Annotated in this window: 13 protein-coding genes and 2 tRNA genes; 10 read left to right on the top strand and 5 right to left on the bottom strand. The window is 63.8% G+C overall.

What is annotated here, in order from left to right; translation table 11 throughout:
• The first annotated feature begins 105 nt into the window (after positions 1-105).
• Positions 106-2,127, top strand: coding sequence for an NADPH-dependent 2,4-dienoyl-CoA reductase (locus tag U5A65_RS03090; protein ID WP_321945444.1), 2,022 nt, complete (start codon positions 106-108; stop codon positions 2,125-2,127).
• Between the two features lie 59 nt (positions 2,128-2,186).
• Positions 2,187-2,684 carry a DUF523 domain-containing protein gene (locus U5A65_RS03085; RefSeq protein WP_321908336.1) on the top strand — a complete coding sequence of 166 codons (498 nt, stop codon included), beginning with the start codon at positions 2,187-2,189 and terminating at the stop codon, positions 2,682-2,684.
• 8 nt (positions 2,685-2,692) lie between these two features.
• On the opposite strand, the gene U5A65_RS03080 is transcribed toward U5A65_RS03085, so the two are convergent.
• A complete protein-coding gene (locus tag U5A65_RS03080) occupies positions 2,693-3,571 on the bottom strand; it encodes a LysR family transcriptional regulator (protein ID WP_321908338.1) in 879 nt (292 codons plus the stop codon).
• 121 nt (positions 3,572-3,692) lie between these two features.
• On the opposite strand from U5A65_RS03080, the gene bla reads away from it, so the two are divergent.
• Positions 3,693-4,568: a class A beta-lactamase gene (gene bla / locus U5A65_RS03075; protein ID WP_415764289.1), complete on the top strand. Its 876-nt coding sequence runs from the start codon at positions 3,693-3,695 to the stop codon at positions 4,566-4,568.
• A gap of 150 nt (positions 4,569-4,718) precedes the next feature.
• Positions 4,719-6,452 (top strand): methyl-accepting chemotaxis protein, encoded by a 1,734-nt coding sequence (locus U5A65_RS03070; protein ID WP_321945443.1) that lies wholly within the window; start codon positions 4,719-4,721, stop codon positions 6,450-6,452.
• Positions 6,453-6,535: 83 nt separating this feature from the next.
• On the opposite strand, the gene U5A65_RS03065 is transcribed toward U5A65_RS03070, so the two are convergent.
• The gene (locus U5A65_RS03065) at positions 6,536-7,957 is read right to left on the bottom strand and encodes an aldehyde dehydrogenase family protein (RefSeq protein WP_321945442.1); all 1,422 of its coding nucleotides are present in this window, start codon (positions 7,955-7,957) and stop codon (positions 6,536-6,538) included.
• A 101-nt stretch (positions 7,958-8,058) separates the two neighbouring features.
• Between U5A65_RS03065 and U5A65_RS03060 the strand changes: the two genes are divergently transcribed.
• A complete protein-coding gene (locus U5A65_RS03060; RefSeq protein ID WP_321945441.1) occupies positions 8,059-9,000 on the top strand; it encodes a LysR family transcriptional regulator in 942 nt (313 codons plus the stop codon).
• Positions 9,001-9,052: 52 nt separating this feature from the next.
• Entirely contained in the window at positions 9,053-9,571 is a 519-nt protein-coding gene (locus U5A65_RS03055) for a Plug domain-containing protein (protein WP_321945440.1), read from the top strand.
• A gap of 83 nt (positions 9,572-9,654) precedes the next feature.
• Here the strand turns inward: U5A65_RS03055 and U5A65_RS03050 are convergent, their stop codons facing one another.
• Complete coding sequence (locus U5A65_RS03050) at positions 9,655-10,713, bottom strand: MBL fold metallo-hydrolase (RefSeq protein WP_321945439.1); 1,059 nt, start codon at positions 10,711-10,713, stop codon at positions 9,655-9,657.
• 287 nt (positions 10,714-11,000) lie between these two features.
• On the opposite strand from U5A65_RS03050, the gene U5A65_RS03045 reads away from it, so the two are divergent.
• The 3 genes from U5A65_RS03045 to U5A65_RS03035 all read left to right on the top strand — a co-directional run bounded on the left by U5A65_RS03045 (position 11,001) and on the right by U5A65_RS03035 (position 13,263).
• A complete protein-coding gene (locus U5A65_RS03045) occupies positions 11,001-12,692 on the top strand; it encodes a TonB-dependent siderophore receptor (protein WP_321945438.1) in 1,692 nt (563 codons plus the stop codon).
• A gap of 132 nt (positions 12,693-12,824) precedes the next feature.
• Positions 12,825-12,909, top strand: a tRNA-Leu gene (locus tag U5A65_RS03040).
• A 278-nt stretch (positions 12,910-13,187) separates the two neighbouring features.
• Positions 13,188-13,263, top strand: a tRNA-Ala gene (locus U5A65_RS03035).
• A gap of 124 nt (positions 13,264-13,387) precedes the next feature.
• Here U5A65_RS03035 and U5A65_RS03030 read toward each other — a convergent pair.
• A complete protein-coding gene (locus tag U5A65_RS03030) occupies positions 13,388-13,888 on the bottom strand; it encodes an Lrp/AsnC family transcriptional regulator (RefSeq protein ID WP_321908353.1) in 501 nt (166 codons plus the stop codon).
• Between the two features lie 196 nt (positions 13,889-14,084).
• Between U5A65_RS03030 and U5A65_RS03025 the strand changes: the two genes are divergently transcribed.
• Positions 14,085-15,101 carry a 1-aminocyclopropane-1-carboxylate deaminase gene (locus tag U5A65_RS03025; protein ID WP_321945437.1) on the top strand — a complete coding sequence of 339 codons (1,017 nt, stop codon included), beginning with the start codon at positions 14,085-14,087 and terminating at the stop codon, positions 15,099-15,101.
• A gap of 177 nt (positions 15,102-15,278) precedes the next feature.
• Here the strand turns inward: U5A65_RS03025 and U5A65_RS03020 are convergent, their stop codons facing one another.
• On the bottom strand, positions 15,279-16,130 hold the full coding sequence (locus tag U5A65_RS03020) for an ATP-binding cassette domain-containing protein (RefSeq protein WP_321945436.1): 852 nt from the start codon (positions 16,128-16,130) through the stop codon (positions 15,279-15,281).
• Between the last annotated feature and the right edge of the window lie 82 nt (positions 16,131-16,212).

Raw genomic sequence — 16,212 nt, 5'->3', positions numbered from 1 at the left:
CAATCCCCCTCCTCATGCCCTCGATATATATCATGATGTTGACGTAATTTAAGCGCTCGCCTAGAGTGTGAGAACGACGCACGAGAATATCAAGAGACAACCCCCATGGCGAACTACGACCGGCTTTTGACCCCGCTTCGCGTTGGCGCGACGCTGCTCCCCAACCGCATGGTGATGGGCGCGATGCACACGCGGCTCGAAACACTCGACCGTCCGCACGAGCGCCTCGCCGCGTTCTATGCGGCGCGCGCAGCCGGGGAGGTCGGCCTGATCCTGAGCGGCGGGTTCGCGCCGAACCCCGAGGGCGTGATGGAGGCGGGCGGCCCGCTCTTCAATTGCGCCGAACAGCTAGGAGAGCATCGTGTCGTGACTCGCGCGGTTCATGAGGCCGGGGGAAAGATTGTGCTGCAGATCCTGCACGCGGGCCGCTATGCGAAAGTGCCCGAATGCGTGGGGCCCACGGCCGCCAAGGCACGAATCAACCCGTACGCACCGCGCGCGCTCAGCACTGAGGCGGTGCGCGCCACGATCGCCGATTTCGCCCGCACGGCTGCGCTGGCGGTTCAGGCCGGCTACGACGGCGTGGAGATCATGGGCTCGGAAGGCTATCTGATCAACGAGTTCACGGCGGCCGTCACCAACGGGCGCGACGACGAATTCGGCGGCAGCTTCGCAGGCCGCATCCGCTTCGCGCTCGATATCGTGCGTGCCGTGCGCGCGGAAATGGGCCGCGAGCCCATGCTGATCTACCGCATCTCTTCCATCGACCTCGTGGAAGGCGGCATGGGCGGCGCCGAAATCGCGGCATTCGCGCAGGAGATCGAAGCGGCCGGTGCGGATCTCATCAACACGGGCGTGGGCTGGCACGAATCGGCAGTGCCGACCATTGCGGCGTGCGTACCGCGCGCGGCCTGGCGCGACGCGATTCGCAACGTCAAAGAGGCGGTATCGATTCCGGTGATGGCGTCGAACCGCATCAACATGCCCGAGGTTGCTGAAGAACTGATTGCCTCCGGCGTGGCCGATCTCGTTTCGATGGCGCGCCCGCTGCTTGCCGACCCGGACTTTGCGAAGAAAACGCGGCTTGGCATGGCCGACGAAATCAACACCTGCATCGGCTGCAATCAGGCGTGCCTCGACCGCATCTTCACGGATCGTACGGCGACATGCCTCGTCAATCCGCGGGCCGGGCGCGAGATCGAATTCGCGGCGGGCAAGGCCACGCAACCCAAACGCATTGCGGTGGTGGGCGGCGGACCCGCCGGCATGGCGTTCGCGACCAACGCGGCTGAACGCGGCCACCGGGTGACGTTGTTCGAGGCCCATGCGCGGCTGGGCGGTCAGTTGAATCTGGCGAAGGTCGTGCCCGGCAAAGCCGAGTTTCACGAGATGCTGCGCTATTTCGACGTGCGTTTGAAGCGCCTCGGCGTGACTGTACGGCTCGGTGAGCCTGCAACGGCCGATGGGCTCGCGAGCGAGGCCTTCGACGATATCGTCATCGCCACGGGCGTTGCGCCGCGCGTGCCCGATATCGTTGGCGTCGATCATCCGAAGGCGGTCTCGTATATCGACGTGCTCACGGGCAAGGTCGAAGTGGGCGCGCGCGTGGCGATCATCGGCGCGGGCGGCATAGGCTTCGACGTGGCCGAGTATCTGTTGGGCGACGCGCAGGAATCGCTGGACCGTGGCGCATTTTTCCGTGCATGGGGCGTCGATCTCGCCAATACGCGCGGAGGCGGCGTCACGCGCGTCGACGCGCATGGCGCGCCGCGCCGCAGCGTCCATATGTTCCAGCGTAAGGCGGAGCCGCTTGGCAAGGGGCTCGGCAAATCGACGGGATGGATCTTGAAGGCACGCCTGCGCAAGGCGAACGTGATGATGACGTCAGGCGTGACGTACGACGCAATCGACGATGAAGGCCTGCGCTACAGCGTCGACGGCAAGCCGCAGGCGCTGGCCGTCGATCATGTCGTGCTATGTGCGGGCCAGCATTCGAATCGCACGCTCTACGATGAACTCGTCGCGCGCGGCGCAACACCGAAGGTGATAGGCGGCGCCGATGTTGCCGCCGAACTCGACGCGCTGCGCGCCATCGATCAGGCGACGCGCCTCGCGATGGCAATGTGATGTTTCACGATTTCGGCGCGTAGAATGCGAAGGATTCGTGCAATCCGAACGTATCCCGCATGCTCCACCGAATACTCGTTAGCGCTTGTCTGCTCGGCAACCCGGTCCGTTACAACGGCTCGGCAAAAACCGTTGCGCATGCACTGATCGAACAGTGGCAGCGCGAGGGGCGCCTCGTTCCCGTTTGCCCTGAAGTGGCAGGCGGGTTCGGCGTGCCAAGGCCGCCTGCGGAAATCGCGCATGGCGCTTTGGGAACTGCGGTGCTGGCTGGACACGCGCACGTAATCGACGTGCGCGGCGCGGACGTTACCGCGCTGTTCGTAGATGGCGCGCATGTGGCGCTAGAACTCGCGCTCGCGCGCGACTGCCGCTTCGCATTGCTCGTGGACGGCAGTCCCTCCTGCGGCAGCCGCGTTATCTACGACGGCAGCTTCACGGGCCGCAAACAAGCGGGCGCGGGTGTGACAACCGCATTGCTGCGCCAGCACGGCATCGAGGTTTTCGCGGAAACGGAAATCGATGCGCTTCACACGCGGCTCCTGCAAGCCGGCGCGTAACACACCATTCACGCGTTCTCGCCGCTACCCGCTTCCTTCGCGATCCATTGATTGAACGCGCGCATGGCAGGCGTCGCCGTTTTCCCCTTCTGCGACGTGAGCCAGTAGCTGCCCGCGTGCACCTCGATATCGAAGGGCCGCACGAGCCGGCCCGCCGCGAGATCGCGCTCGAACATCGAAACAGGCGCGAGCGCGATGCCCGCGCCCTGCATGGCCGCTTCCACCATGAGCCGCGACGAATCGAACACGGGTCCGCGCACCGGGCGCGGCGCGAGTCCGGCGGCTTCGAACCAGAGCGTCCAGTCGTCGGCGCGATACGAGCGCAGCAGTTTTTCGTTGGCGAGATCGGCGGGCCGCTGCAGGCGTTGCGCGATATCGGGTGTGCAGAGCGCGGCGAGCGGCGCGTCGAACAGCTTCACGGCACGCGAACCCGGCCACGTGCCGTCGCCGAACCGAATGGCGAAGTCGAGCCCTTCGCCCGCGAGATCGACGAGATTGTTGTTCGTCATGATGCGCAACTCGACGAACGGATGCGCGTCGTGAAACGACTTCAGGCGCGGCATCAACCATCCCACCGCGAACGTCCCCACGGCGCCCACGGTCAGCACCTCGTGAAAGTGGCCGCCCTCGAACTGTCGCAACACGGCTTCGATGCGATCGAACGCATCCGTGAGCACGGGGCGCAGCGCGAGACCTTCGTCGGTGATCGCAAGACCGCGCGGCAGGCGCTTGAAGAGCGTCGCGCCCAGCCGCTCCTCGAGCATGCGGACTTGCTGGCTCACGGCCGCCTGGGTGACGTTCAGCTCGCTCGCCGCGCGCGTGAAGCTCAGGTGCCGCGCCGACGATTCGAAGGCGCGCAAGGCATTGAGGGGCAGATTCGGTCGCATGATCGAGCCATAAGTTTTTCTGGGGCGTGGCGCAATTTATCATCGTTTGTCACCTCACGGAGAACACGCGATAGTGGCGGCTCTTTAGGGAGAAGCCATGATCACACGACGTAGATTCACGATGACGGTAGTAGGCGGAGCGATAGCTGGTGTTGCATCTCAGGCGTTCGGCGCGACAGGTGCGAGCGCGGCGAAGCCCGCCCAAACGGGCGCGCTGGAAAAGCAGCTCGCCGCCATCGAGGCGCAGGTGGGCGGGCGGCTCGGCGTCGCGATGCTCGACACGGCGAGTGGCCGCGTGCGCGGCTGGCGGCTGCACGAGCGCTTTCCGATGTGCAGCACGTTCAAGGTTTTGCTCGCGTCGGCCGTGTTGACGCGCAAGGATCAAGGCAAGGAAGATCTCGCGCGCAAGGTCGCGTATTCGCATGCGCAAGTCGTGTCGTATTCGCCGGTGAGCGGCCCGCGCGCGGGCGGCGAGGGCATGACGGTCGCCGAGCTGTGCGAAGCGGCGCTCACGCGCAGCGACAACACGGCGGCGAACCTGTTGCTGGAGAGCATTGGCGGGCCGCCCGCGATTACGGCCTTCGCGCGCAGCCTTGGCGACCCGGTCACGCGCCTCGACCGCAATGAGACCACGCTCAACGAAGCAATACCCGGCGACCCGCGCGATACGACCACGCCCGCCGCCATGGTCGCGAACCTGCGCGAATTGCTGCTGGGCGAGCGTCTTTCCGCGGCTTCGCGCGAGCAACTCGTTGCGTGGCTCGTCGCCAACAAGACGGGCGACGCGCGTTTGCGCGCGGGCTTGCCGAAGGACTGGCGCGTGGGCGACAAGACCGGCACGGGCGAGCGCGGCACGGCGAACGATGTGGCGATTGTCTGGCCCGCCGGGCGCGCGCCCATCCTTGTCACGACCTATCTCACCGGCGCGACGCGTGCGAGTTCGGCACAGCGCGATGCGGCGATCGCACAGGTCGGAGTTTGCGTGGCGCATGGCTGATTCAATTGATACGGTATCCTAATCGTATGAAAAGAGATCGATCGTTCGCTTGCCTCGTGCTTTCCTTACGCGCTGTTATATTTGCAACAGTGACTTAATTTTTTGGCGTCGTGGTCGTCAATACACATGACCTCTCACTACGGCGTCCCCATGTCATTCCTTACCAGAATCAAAATCGGCCCGCGTCTCGGCGCGGGCTTTGCCATTGTGTTGCTCCTGCTCGGCGCAGTGGGCGGGACCGGGCTCCTTCAAGCATCGCGCATATTCGACGGCACGCAGCAAATCGGCATGAACTGGCTGCCTAGCATCGAGACGCTAGGCAATCTGCGTAATCAGGCGCAGGACGTGCGCCGCACGTCGCTGCGCATGCTGATCTCCGGCGACGCTAGCGAGAAGGCCGCGCTGCACGATCAGCACGCCCAGATGGTCAGCCAGTTCGGCTCGACGTTCGACGGCTATTCGAAGCTGGTCTCCTCGGCCGAAGAGCGCCGCGTGGCCGATTCGATCGGCACCGCGTGGTCGCAGTATCTCGACGACGACAAGAAGATCGATGCCCTCGCCATGTCCGCCGACGGCGGAGCGGCCGACGCGCGCGCCGCGGTTTCGACTACATCGGCGAAATCGTTCCAGGCGCTGATGGACCTCATCAACCAGGACGTGACCCTCAATCACAATGGCTCGACCGCCGAAGTCGCCATGGCGAAGGACGCATACCACAGTGCGTTCGCCTGGACCATCGTGCTGATCGTGATCGCCATTGGCTTTGGCGCCACGATTGCGCTCTTCATCACGCGTTCGATCACGGGCCCGATTGCGCGGGCCGTGGAAGTGGCCGAGACGGTGGCGCGTGGCGACCTGACCGCGCGCATCCAGGTGGACGGCAGCGACGAGGCCGCTCAGTTGCTCGGCGCGCTGCGTCACATGAACGAGCGCCTGGTCGACCTGGTGGGCCGTGTGCGCACCGGCAGCGAAGGCATTGCGACGGCTTCCGCCCAGATCGCGGCGGGCAACACCGACCTGAGCCAGCGCACCGAAGAACAGGCCGCTTCGCTCGAAGAAACGGCGGCGAGCATGGAAGAGCTCACGGCAACGGTCAAGCAGAACGCCGACAACGCGACGCAGGGCAACACGCTGGCGGGTCAGGCCTCGCAAACGGCCACGCGCGGCGGCGAAGTGGTAGGCCGCGTGGTCGATACGATGCGCGATATCGCGAACAGCTCCGAACAGGTCGCGCAGATCATCTCGGTGATCGAAGGCATTGCGTTCCAGACCAACATCCTGGCGCTCAACGCCGCCGTGGAAGCGGCGCGAGCCGGTGAACAGGGCCGCGGCTTCGCGGTCGTGGCGGGCGAGGTGCGCACGCTCGCGCAGCGCAGCGCGACGGCGGCGCGCGAAATCAAGGAACTCATTAGCGTGTCGGTCGAGCGCGTGAACAACGGCACGGCGCTCGTGGACGACGCGGGCCGCACGATGGGCGAGATCGTGCAATCGGTCAAGCGTGTAGCCGACCTCATGAACGAGATTTCGGCCGCATCGGGCGAGCAGCGCACCGGCATCGAGCAGGTCAACCAGGCCGTCACGCAGATGGACGAAGTCACGCAGCAGAATGCGGCGCTCGTCGAGGAAGCGTCGGCGGCGGCGCAGTCGATGTCCTCGCAGGCCACGGCGTTGCGCGAGATGGTTTCGGTGTTCAACATCGGCTCGGCGGGGCGTACTGCAACGGCGAGCCTCGCGCCGGCGGCGAATGTCGTTGCGAGTGTCGCGGTCAAGCGATCCGCACCTTCGAGGCCCGCGCCCGCGCGTGCCCCCGCTGCGCCCGCTCCGAAGGCGGACCGCCGCGAGCCGGCAACGGCCACGGCCGACGACGACTGGCAGACCTTCTGATGTAGCGCGCTAAAGCGCAGTTCAAAACGCCCCGGTTAGCAGCACAACCGGGGCGTTTGCATTTTTGCGCGGCTAGCGGCGCATCAAAGCACGCCGAGCGTGGACTTCGGCTCCAGAAACGCTTCGATCCCGAAAGTGCCGTACTCGCGCCCGATTCCCGACTGCTTGAAGCCGCCGAACGGCGCGGCCGGTTCATGCGCGAGCGTGTTGACGAGCACGCGGCCGGCTTCGATCTGCGCGGCCACGCCGCGCGCACGCTCGATATCGGGCGAGAGCACGTAGGCTTGCAGGCCATACGGCGTATCGTTCGCGATTTCGATGGCCTGATCGGTGTCGCGATACGCGATGATCGAAAGCACCGGCCCGAAAATCTCCTCGCGCGCAATCGTCATGTCGTTCGTCACGCCGCTGAACACTGTGGGACGCACGAACCAGCCCGACTCCACGCCGTCGGGCCGCTGCGGGCCGCCCGCAATAAGGCGTGCGCCTTCGTCGATGCCGATGCGGATATACCGCTGCACGCGCTCCCATTGCTTCTGGCTCACCATCGGGCCGACGCTCGTGCGCGTGTCGCGCGGATCGCCCGATTGAATCTGCGCCACGGCCTTCGCAACGCTGGCTTCGAACTCGACGAGCCGCGACTGCGGCACCAGAATGCGCGTGCCCGCTATGCACGCCTGTCCGCTGTTCATGAAGCCGGCCTGCAGCGCGAGCGGCACGGCTTCGTCGAAATTCGCGTCGTCGAGCACGATGACGGGCGACTTGCCGCCCAGTTCGAGCGTCACGCGCTTGAGCGTTTCAGCCGCCGTGCGCAAGATCGTCTTGCCGACCGCAGTCGAGCCCGTGAACGAAATCTTGGCGACGTCGGGATGCTCCGCGATGCGCGCGCCCACGGTGTCGCCGCGGCCCGTGACGATGTTGAAAAGGCCCGCAGGCAGGCCCGCCGAATGCAGCGCCTCGGTCACGATGCGCGTCTGGATCGCGCTCATCTCGCTTGGCTTGATGACGGCCGTGCAGCCCGCGGCGAGTGCGGCGGCGAGCTTGCCGCAGATGAAGCCCGCGTCGCTGTTCCAGGGCGTAATCAGCCCGGCTACGCCCAGCGGCTGCATGGTGACCTCGGCCGTGCCCGCGCGCCGCGTGAACGCATAGTTTTCCAGCGTCTTCGCGGCGTCGCTGAGCACATTGGAGGCGTGCTGGGCCATCCACCGGCCGCGCGAGACCGGCGCGCCGTACTCTTGCACGATCGCTTCGAAGAGCGCGTCTTCGCGCGCGACGACGGCCTCGTGCAGCGCCATGAGCATCTCGATGCGCTGCGCCTTCGTGGTGCGCGAAAACGCCGGGAACGCGCGTTTCGCGGCGGCGACGGCCGCGTCCGCATCCGCGGCGTCGGCCAGACGCACGCGGCCAATCACGGCCTCGGTTGCGGGGTTGAAGAGGTCGAAATACGCCTCGCCGTGTGGCGTGACGAACGCGCCGTCGATATAGATCTTGTCGATGATCTGCATGGCTGCTCCAGAAAACGTGAGTCGATGGGAGCAAGATAGACGCTCGGCATTGCGTTGACTAGCCGTACAATGGCGCATGACCTGTTGAGCGATTTGGGATAATGAAAACATCGGGCCTGGTGGAACTCGAAGCCGTGCTGGCCGTGGCGCGCCATCGCAGCTTTCGTGCGGCGGCGGACGAACTGAGCGTGTCGACCTCGGCGCTCAGTCACGCGGTGGCGGCGCTCGAAGCGCGCATTGGCGTGCGCCTCTTCAATCGCACCACGCGCAGCGTGGCGTTGACCGAAGCGGGCACGCAGTTCGTGGGCAGCGTCGCGCCCGCGTTGTCCACGATCCGCGAGGCGCTCGACCAGGCGGGCAGCTTTCGCGATACGCCCTCGGGCACGTTGCGCATCAATGCTTCGGTTGGCGCGGCGAAGCAGGTCATGCCCGTTCTCATCGCCTACCTGCAGCGCTATCCGGAGATGAAGCTCGATCTCGTCACGGAAGGGCGGCTCATCGACATCGTGGTCGAAGGCTACGACGCCGGCATACGTCTGGCCGAAATCGTGCCGCAGGACATGATCGCCGTGCCGTTCGGCGACCGTCAGCGATTCGCTGTGGTTGGCAGTCCGGACTATTTTGCGAAACATAAGGCGCCACGCACGCCCGCCGATCTGAAGTCGCACCGTTGCATACGCAGCCGCATGCCCAGCGGGCAAATCTACCAATGGGAGTTCGAGCGGCGCGCTCAGGCCGTGCGCGTGGACGTGGAGGGCGCGTTGACGCTCGACGAGCCGGGTCTCATGCTCGCGGCCGCGCGCAACGGACTCGGCCTCGCGTATCTGACCGAATGGAACGTAAGCGCCGACCTGGCGGCAGGCACGCTCGTGCGCGTGCTGGAAGACTGGACGCCGCCGCTTGACGGCCTCTGCCTCTACTACCCCGGCCGGCGGCACGCGCCAGCGGGACTGCGGGCGCTGATCGAAACGATCCGCGAACACGCCGACGCCATGCGCGCGCCCGCAAAAAAGAGCCGGCGCGGGCCTGTTGCCGGGCGCTAAGCGCGCTTACGCCGTCCACAGCGCTGGTTGAACGCAAAGAAGAAGGGAAAGCATGGCTTCGGGGAAGCGCGCATCGCGCACGCGCACGCAACAATGGCGCAGGATCTGCGCACACGCGCTCATCAACACCACGCTCGCGGCGGGCATGGCCGGCATTGCGCACGCGGCGCACGCAGCCGACGCCAACACCGACACGGCAAGCGCAACAGCACATTCGACCGCGGCTACTGACGGCGCCACCCAGCTCGCGCCCGTCAAGATCACGAGCAGCAAGACCCAGGGCTACGCGCCGCAAACGGTCGAGACCGGGCAATACCGTGGCATGGACGCGCTCGATGTGCCGGCCACGGTGAACGTCGTCACGCGCTCGGTCATGGACGCCCAGGGCGACACCGGCCTCTACGACGCGCTGCGCAACGTCGCAGGCGTAACGCGCCAGCCGCTCAACGGACTCGCGTACGACAATCTCTCGGTGCGCGGCATCCCGCTCGACAACCGCTCGAGCTTCTATCTCGACGGCCTGCTGCCCATCGACAACAACATCTCAAATTCTTCGGCTCTTGCCTGTTAAAAAAGAAATCCCCGCAATGCGGGGATTTCTTTTGCTGGCTGGCGCTTCACCGGTTTAGTGGCGCCTGGCCTGAACAAGGACGCTCATTTACGCTCAGCACCGACAGGGAAGCGCTGCAAATCCTCCGACAACGTGACCGGTCCCTTGAACACTTTTTGTGTTTGTTGTTTGATCCTGGCTAGCGATGCACGTTCAGCCGCCGCATCATTGGGTGTCAGGATACTGGCGACAATACTGATATGTGTATAAACCAGATGCCTGGCGCCTGCCTTTGCCGCAATGGTGCCGGCAGCTTCCGGGCTAAGATGCTGGGTATCAAAATGCTCGGTCATTTCTTTTTTGGCCTTGTCAGACATCTGTTTGTTGGCCTGTAATTCTGCGACCATGGCATCCCGGTCAATCACTTCACTGACCAGTAAATCGGTACCTTTGGCAAGCGTTGCAATTGCATCTGCCGGGCCGGTATCTCCGGTATAGGTGACCGACTTGCCGTTGCTGTCAAAGCGCAGAGCCAGGCTTTGCGTCCCATCCGGCAGGTGATGCCCCAGCGGCATATCAAAATGGGAATTGCGTACTGCCCGCACACGGACCCCATCGACCTGCATGTCTGCACCGTCCTCCACAATCACGACCTTGATCATTTGGTCCAGCGGCATACCATGCATGGGTTCAAATTTGGCAATGTTCGCTGAGGGCCCCAGCGCTTTTACAATGCCGTCCACCAGTTCCTGAGTGCCCGGCGGGCCGTAGATGGTCATCGGCGTCATGGCGCCCAGCATCCAGCGCAAGCCGATCAACCCCTGCACGCCACCAATATGATCCATATGCAGGTGACTAAGCCAGACCGTAGATAAATCCCTGGCCTGATAGCCCACGGCCGCCAGACGTTCCATGGCGCCATCACCACAATCAATCAACCATGGCTTGCCGTTGACCATCAACAGGTTGGCGGGCTCGGAACGTTCCTTGAAAATGACGGGCCCGCCATTTGTGCCCAGGGTAATCCATTCCATGGCGCTATCTGCCGTGGCCGGCGTAGCTGCCGCATGCGACAGGGATACCGCCAGCCCCAGTGACAATGCGATGACTGTCGGAAGGATGCCGCGAAAGTGGCGCGTTGCCGCAGAATTGTTTTTTTTCATGCTGTTCTCTTTGCGATGAATGTGTGCCACCGCTGACTGGCTAGCCAGCAATTGAAAAAATGACACATCACCGCCGGAAAATAGGCGTAATTCCTTCGACTAACCTGGATCAGGCGCAAACAACCTCTACCCACGCGTGCTTTTCTTGCAGAACAAGCATTTTTCGCAATAACCGGGGCCAGGAAGCCGGCCTGACTGGCCTTGTCTGATTCCAGCCAGGACAAGCCCTGCTTGTCCGCAAAAATACGGTTTGCCCTATCGACGCCAGGCTTGCCATCTGGATGCCGATGCAGAACAAGGAGCGCGTGGAAGTGCTCAAGGGGGCGTCTGCGCTGTACTACGGCTTTGGCGCGCCGGCGGGCATCGTCAACATGGTGCTCAAGCGCGCGGGCAGCGAGCCTGTCACGAGCATGTCGGTGCTCGGCGACTCGAACGGATCGATCGGCGCCGCCGCCGACATCGCGCGCCGCTTCGGCCCGAGCGACCAGTTCGGCATACGCGTGAACGCAATGGATGAGCACGTCGAAACACCCATTGACGGCGACCGTGGCTACCGCAAGTTCGCGAGCGCGGCGCTCGACTGGCGCGTGAACGACAAGCTCAAGCTGCAATACGATCTCGAGCACATCGAAACGAGCATTGTCGAGCAGGCCGGCATTGCGCCGCTTACCGCCGTGAACGGCAAGATCACGCTGCCGGCCATGCCCGACCCCTCGAAGCTGCTCGTGCCGAACGACCGGCCGACCAAGGCGAGCGCGACGTCGCAACTCGTGCGCGCCGACTATGCGTTCAACGACCACTGGAGCGCGATGCTCTCGCTCGGCCAGTCGATCACGCGGCGCGACCGCTGGGCCTGGGTGTTCCAGAAGTACGACGTCGCGACCGGCGCGGGCACGCTGCAAGGCAGCCAGCAGTTCGGGCAGATGTACGAGAACAAGAACGTGCGCCTCGAAGTGAACGGGGACTTCAAAACCGGGCCTTTCACGCATACGGTCACCACAGGTGTCGTGCAGAACTGGCTGTTTCAGCCGGACTTCACGACGTACACGTACACGGCGGCGCAGAACCTCTACGATCCCATCGACATCACGACGCTCAAGCAAAGCGGCAGCGCGCGGCAGTTCTACGCGCAGCATGTGCGCAACAGCGGCATCTATGTGTTCGACCAGATCGACATCACGCCGCGTTTGCAGGTCGTGGCCGGCGTGCGCCGCTCCGGGTACATGACCTCGCAAGCCGGTACGCCAAGCTCCGACATCAACCACACCTCGCCTTCGGGGAGCATTACCTACCGCATTACGCCGCAGACAAGCGTCTACGCGAGCTATGTCGAAGCGCTCGAATCGGCGGGCAGCGCGCCGGCCACGGCGGTCAACGCAAACCAGATCCTGCCCGCTGCGGTGAGCCGGCAGCAGGAAGTGGGCGTGCGCACGCGCCTCGCCGGCAACACGCTCGTATCGCTTGCGCTTTTCAACCTCAAGCAGGCCAGCGCGGAAACGAATGCCGACAACGTCTATGTGATGGACGGCAACGCGCGTTATCGCGGCGTGGAGTTTTCGGTGCAGGGCGATGTGACGAAGGACGTCTCGGTCACCGCATCGGCCGTTTATCTCGACGCGAAGCAGATCGATTCCTCCGACCCGACGCTCGTCGGCAAGACGCCCGAGAATACGCCGCACGTCACGGCGAGTCTGTTCGCTGAATATCGTGTGCCGGTGCTGGCGGGTCTTTCGGTGAACGGCGGCATCTACTATGTGGGGCCGCGCCAGGTGAACAACGCGAATCAGGCGCAGATTGGCGGCTATACGCTGTTGACCGCGGGCGTGCGCTACGCGACGCGCGTGTACGGCAAACGCGTTTCGGTGCAGGCGAATCTGGAGAATGCGGCCAACCGGCGCTACTGGAGTGCAGCAGGGTCGAATCAGTTGGGCGTGGGACTCGGACGCACACTCGAACTGACTTCAACGCTGGAGTTTTAAGCATGGGTGCAGCGCTTTAAAAAAACTTCGCGCAGGGTCTTCAAAAATGCGCGACGAGTCGATACAATGGCGACCCTTCGAGCCCAAGAGGCAAGAGGAAACGGGATCGAAAGTCCCGGGTTGTATTGGAATGCCGACGTGGTGAAATTGGTAGACACGCTATCTTGAGGGGGTAGTGGCGAAAGCTGTGCGAGTTCGAGTCTCGCCGTCGGCACCAGAATTTGCATTCGCGCGCATGCGCTGCGAATCAGGCGAGAGAGCCGGCTAATAAGCCGGCTTTTTGCTTTGGTGCGGAATTGATAAGGAGTCCAATGCAACGGGCTTGTCGGCGGACAAAGGGTGGCGATCGAGATTCCATCGCGCCTCGCACGGTATTCATCGGAGTGCTTGCGAGGTTGCACGGGCGGCGTATATAATCGCCGCTCTTCGGGCAGGTCCATTAGCTGACCGTGTTCGATTCTGCGTCATCCCACTGGCGCAGAAGCCGTTCTGAATGGGGGTATAGCTCAGCTGGGAGAGCGCTTGCATGGCATGCAAGAGGTCAGCGGTTCGATCCCGCTTACCTCCACCAACAGAACGCGTGGCCTTCGGTCACATTGCAGCAGGCAGGTTGCTGCATCATCCTGATTCACATCCCCCACGTTGCACCGAGAATCACGCATCCTTTGCACTGGATCGCATTCGCGCGTCCGCCGTCATAGCGGCAATGCATGCGTCGAAAGAATCTCCTTGAGCACCATGAAGCTGCGGACCTGCCGCACGCCCGGCAAGTACAACAACTGCTCCGCGTGCAACTGGTTGAAGCTTTCGTTATCGCGCGTGCGCACCAGCATGAAGTAGTCGAATTCGCCGGTCACGACGTGGCATTCCACACAGCCTGAAACCTTCTGCGCCGCTTTCTCGAATGCGGCGAACGCTTCGGGCGTCGAGCGGTCGAGCACGAAGCCGATCACGACCAGCATGCCCGCGCCGAGCGCCTTGGGATCGAGCAGTGCGACGATCCCGCGTATCAGTCCCAACTCCTTGAGTCGTTCCACACGCCGCAGGCACGCGGGCGCACTGAGCTTCACCTTGGCTGCGAGGCTGACGTTCGAAATGGATGCGTCCTGCTGCAAATGCCTGAGGATCGCGCGATCGATGCGATCGAGGGCGGGCGGGCTATCGGGCGTAGCGGGAGACTGCCGGGTTAATTTCATTGCGTCCTTCGATGGTTCTACAAACTAAAAATGCCCAGGAACCGGGGAGATCGCCTTAAACGTAGGTCAACGATATTTTTTTAGCAAGCTCATTTCGTGGCAACGCGCCTAACATTTCTCCATCGGATGGCCCACGCGATGGCCTGTTCCGACCGTTGACCCCGTTTCGCATGAGCCGACCTTCCGGAGAGAGTCGATGAACCTCCAGCGCTTCCCCCGTTATCCACTGACGTTCGGACCCACACCCATCCAGCCGCTCAAGCGCCTGAGCCAGCATCTCGGCGGCAAGGTGGAGCTATACGCGAAGCGCGAGGACTGCAATAGCGGACTCGCCTTCGGCGGCAACAAGACGCGCAAGCTCGAATACCTGATTCCCGACGCGCTCGCGCAAGGCTGCGACACACTGGTTTCGATTGGCGGCATCCAGTCGAACCAGACGCGTCAGGTTGCGGCCGTCGCCGCGCATCTCGGCATGAAGTGCGTGCTGGTCCAGGAGAACTGGGTCAACTATTCCGACGCCGTTTACGACCGGGTTGGCAACATCCAGATGTCGCGCATGATGGGCGCGGACGTGCGGCTCGTGCCGGACGGCTTCGACATCGGTATTCGACCGAGTTGGGAGGAAGCGCTCGAGAGCGTGCGCGCGGCGGGCGGCAAGCCGTATGCGATACCGGCGGGCTGCTCGGAGCATCCGCTCGGCGGACTCGGCTTCGTGGGCTTTGCCGAGGAAGTGCGGGCGCAGGAGGCTGAACTGGGCTTCAAGTTCGACTACATCGTCGTGTGTTCGGTGACAGGCAGCACGCAGGCCGGCATGGTGGTCGGCTTCGCGGCAGATGGCCGCGCAGATCGTGTGATTGGCATCGACGCTTCGGCTACGCCGGAGAAGACTCACGCGCAAATCACGCGTATTGCGCGTCATACGGCTGGGCTCGTCGATCTCAACCGCGACATCGGCGAAAAAGACGTGATTCTCGACACGCGTTTTGCGGGCCCGGAATACGGCTTGCCGAACGAAGGGACGCTGGAGGCGATTCGTTTGTGCGCGCGGCTGGAGGGCGTGCTCACCGATCCCGTGTACGAGGGCAAGTCGATGCACGGCATGATCGACAAGGTGCGCCGCGGCGAATTCGAGCCGGGGTCGAAGGTGCTGTATGCGCATCTGGGCGGCGTGCCGGCTTTGAGCGCGTACAGCTTTATCTTCCGCGACGGCTAACGCGGCGTGGCGGTGCCACGGTCTTTGACTTTGGTCACGGCGCGCCGGGCCAATCGCAACGACAATGGGCGCCCTACACGTCGTGGGAGCGCCGGGCCCTCTTGCCTCTCCTGCGAACTTCGCGCCGGGCTTTTAGCCCGGCGTTTTTTTCAGGGGAGGGCTTCGCGCATTGCCGCATCAACGCGCGAAGCTGATCGGCGTGCCGCCGTCCGGATGCGCAACGGTGCCCATCGGAATGCCGTAGATCGCGCTCAGTATGTCGGCTCGCATCAGCTCGGCGGACGGCCCATGGGTGAGCAGGCTGCCGCCCTTGAGTGCGATGAGTTCGTCACAGAAGCGGCCCGCCATGTTGATGTCGTGCAGCACCACGATCACGCCGATGCCGCGCTCCTCGCTCAGCCGCCGCACGAGCGCCAGCACCTCGATCTGGTGCGCGATGTCGAGCGCGGAAATCGGTTCGTCGAGCAGCAGACAATCGCTGTCCTGCGCGACCAGCATCGCAAGCCACGCGCGCTGGCGCTCGCCGCCTGAAAGGCTGTCCACGGCGCGATCGGCGAATCGCACCATGTCGGTCTGCTCCATGGCTTCCAGCACTTTCTGCGCATCGGTGCGCGAAAAGCGGCCGAGCGCGCCGTGCCACGGATATCGTCCGAGAGCGACGAGTTCGCGAACGGTCATGCCGTCTGCGGCGGGCAGTTGTTGCGGCAGATAAGCGACCTTGCGCGCGAACGCACGGCTTTCCCACTGCGCGAGCGGCCGGCCCGCGAACGTGAGCGTGCCCGCGCCGGGCTGCTGCTGACGCGCGAGCAGCTTCACAAGCGTCGATTTGCCCGAGCCGTTGTGGCCGATCAGACCATACATCCGACGCTTCACGAGCGTGAGCGACAAGGGCTTGAGCAGCGTGCGGCCACCCACGTCGAACGAGACGTCTTCCAGGGTGAAAAGCGCCTGCGCCTCGCAATCGTGCGCACGCGCGGCACGGTGAACGGGTTGCGCTTCGTGCAGCGCCTTCTCGTGCGAAAGCTTCATGGGCGAATTCGTCGGCAAAGGCGTTGGAGAATTCATTGGCAAGATACTCGATAGCGATTGTTCACTGGTATTAATTGGCATG

It is taken from the genome of Paraburkholderia sp. J10-1, assembly GCF_905220165.1.
GTDB lineage: Bacteria > Pseudomonadota > Gammaproteobacteria > Burkholderiales > Burkholderiaceae > Paraburkholderia.
The sequence above is the reverse complement of the archived record's forward strand: the minus strand, read 5'-3'. Positions and strand labels throughout refer to the sequence as shown.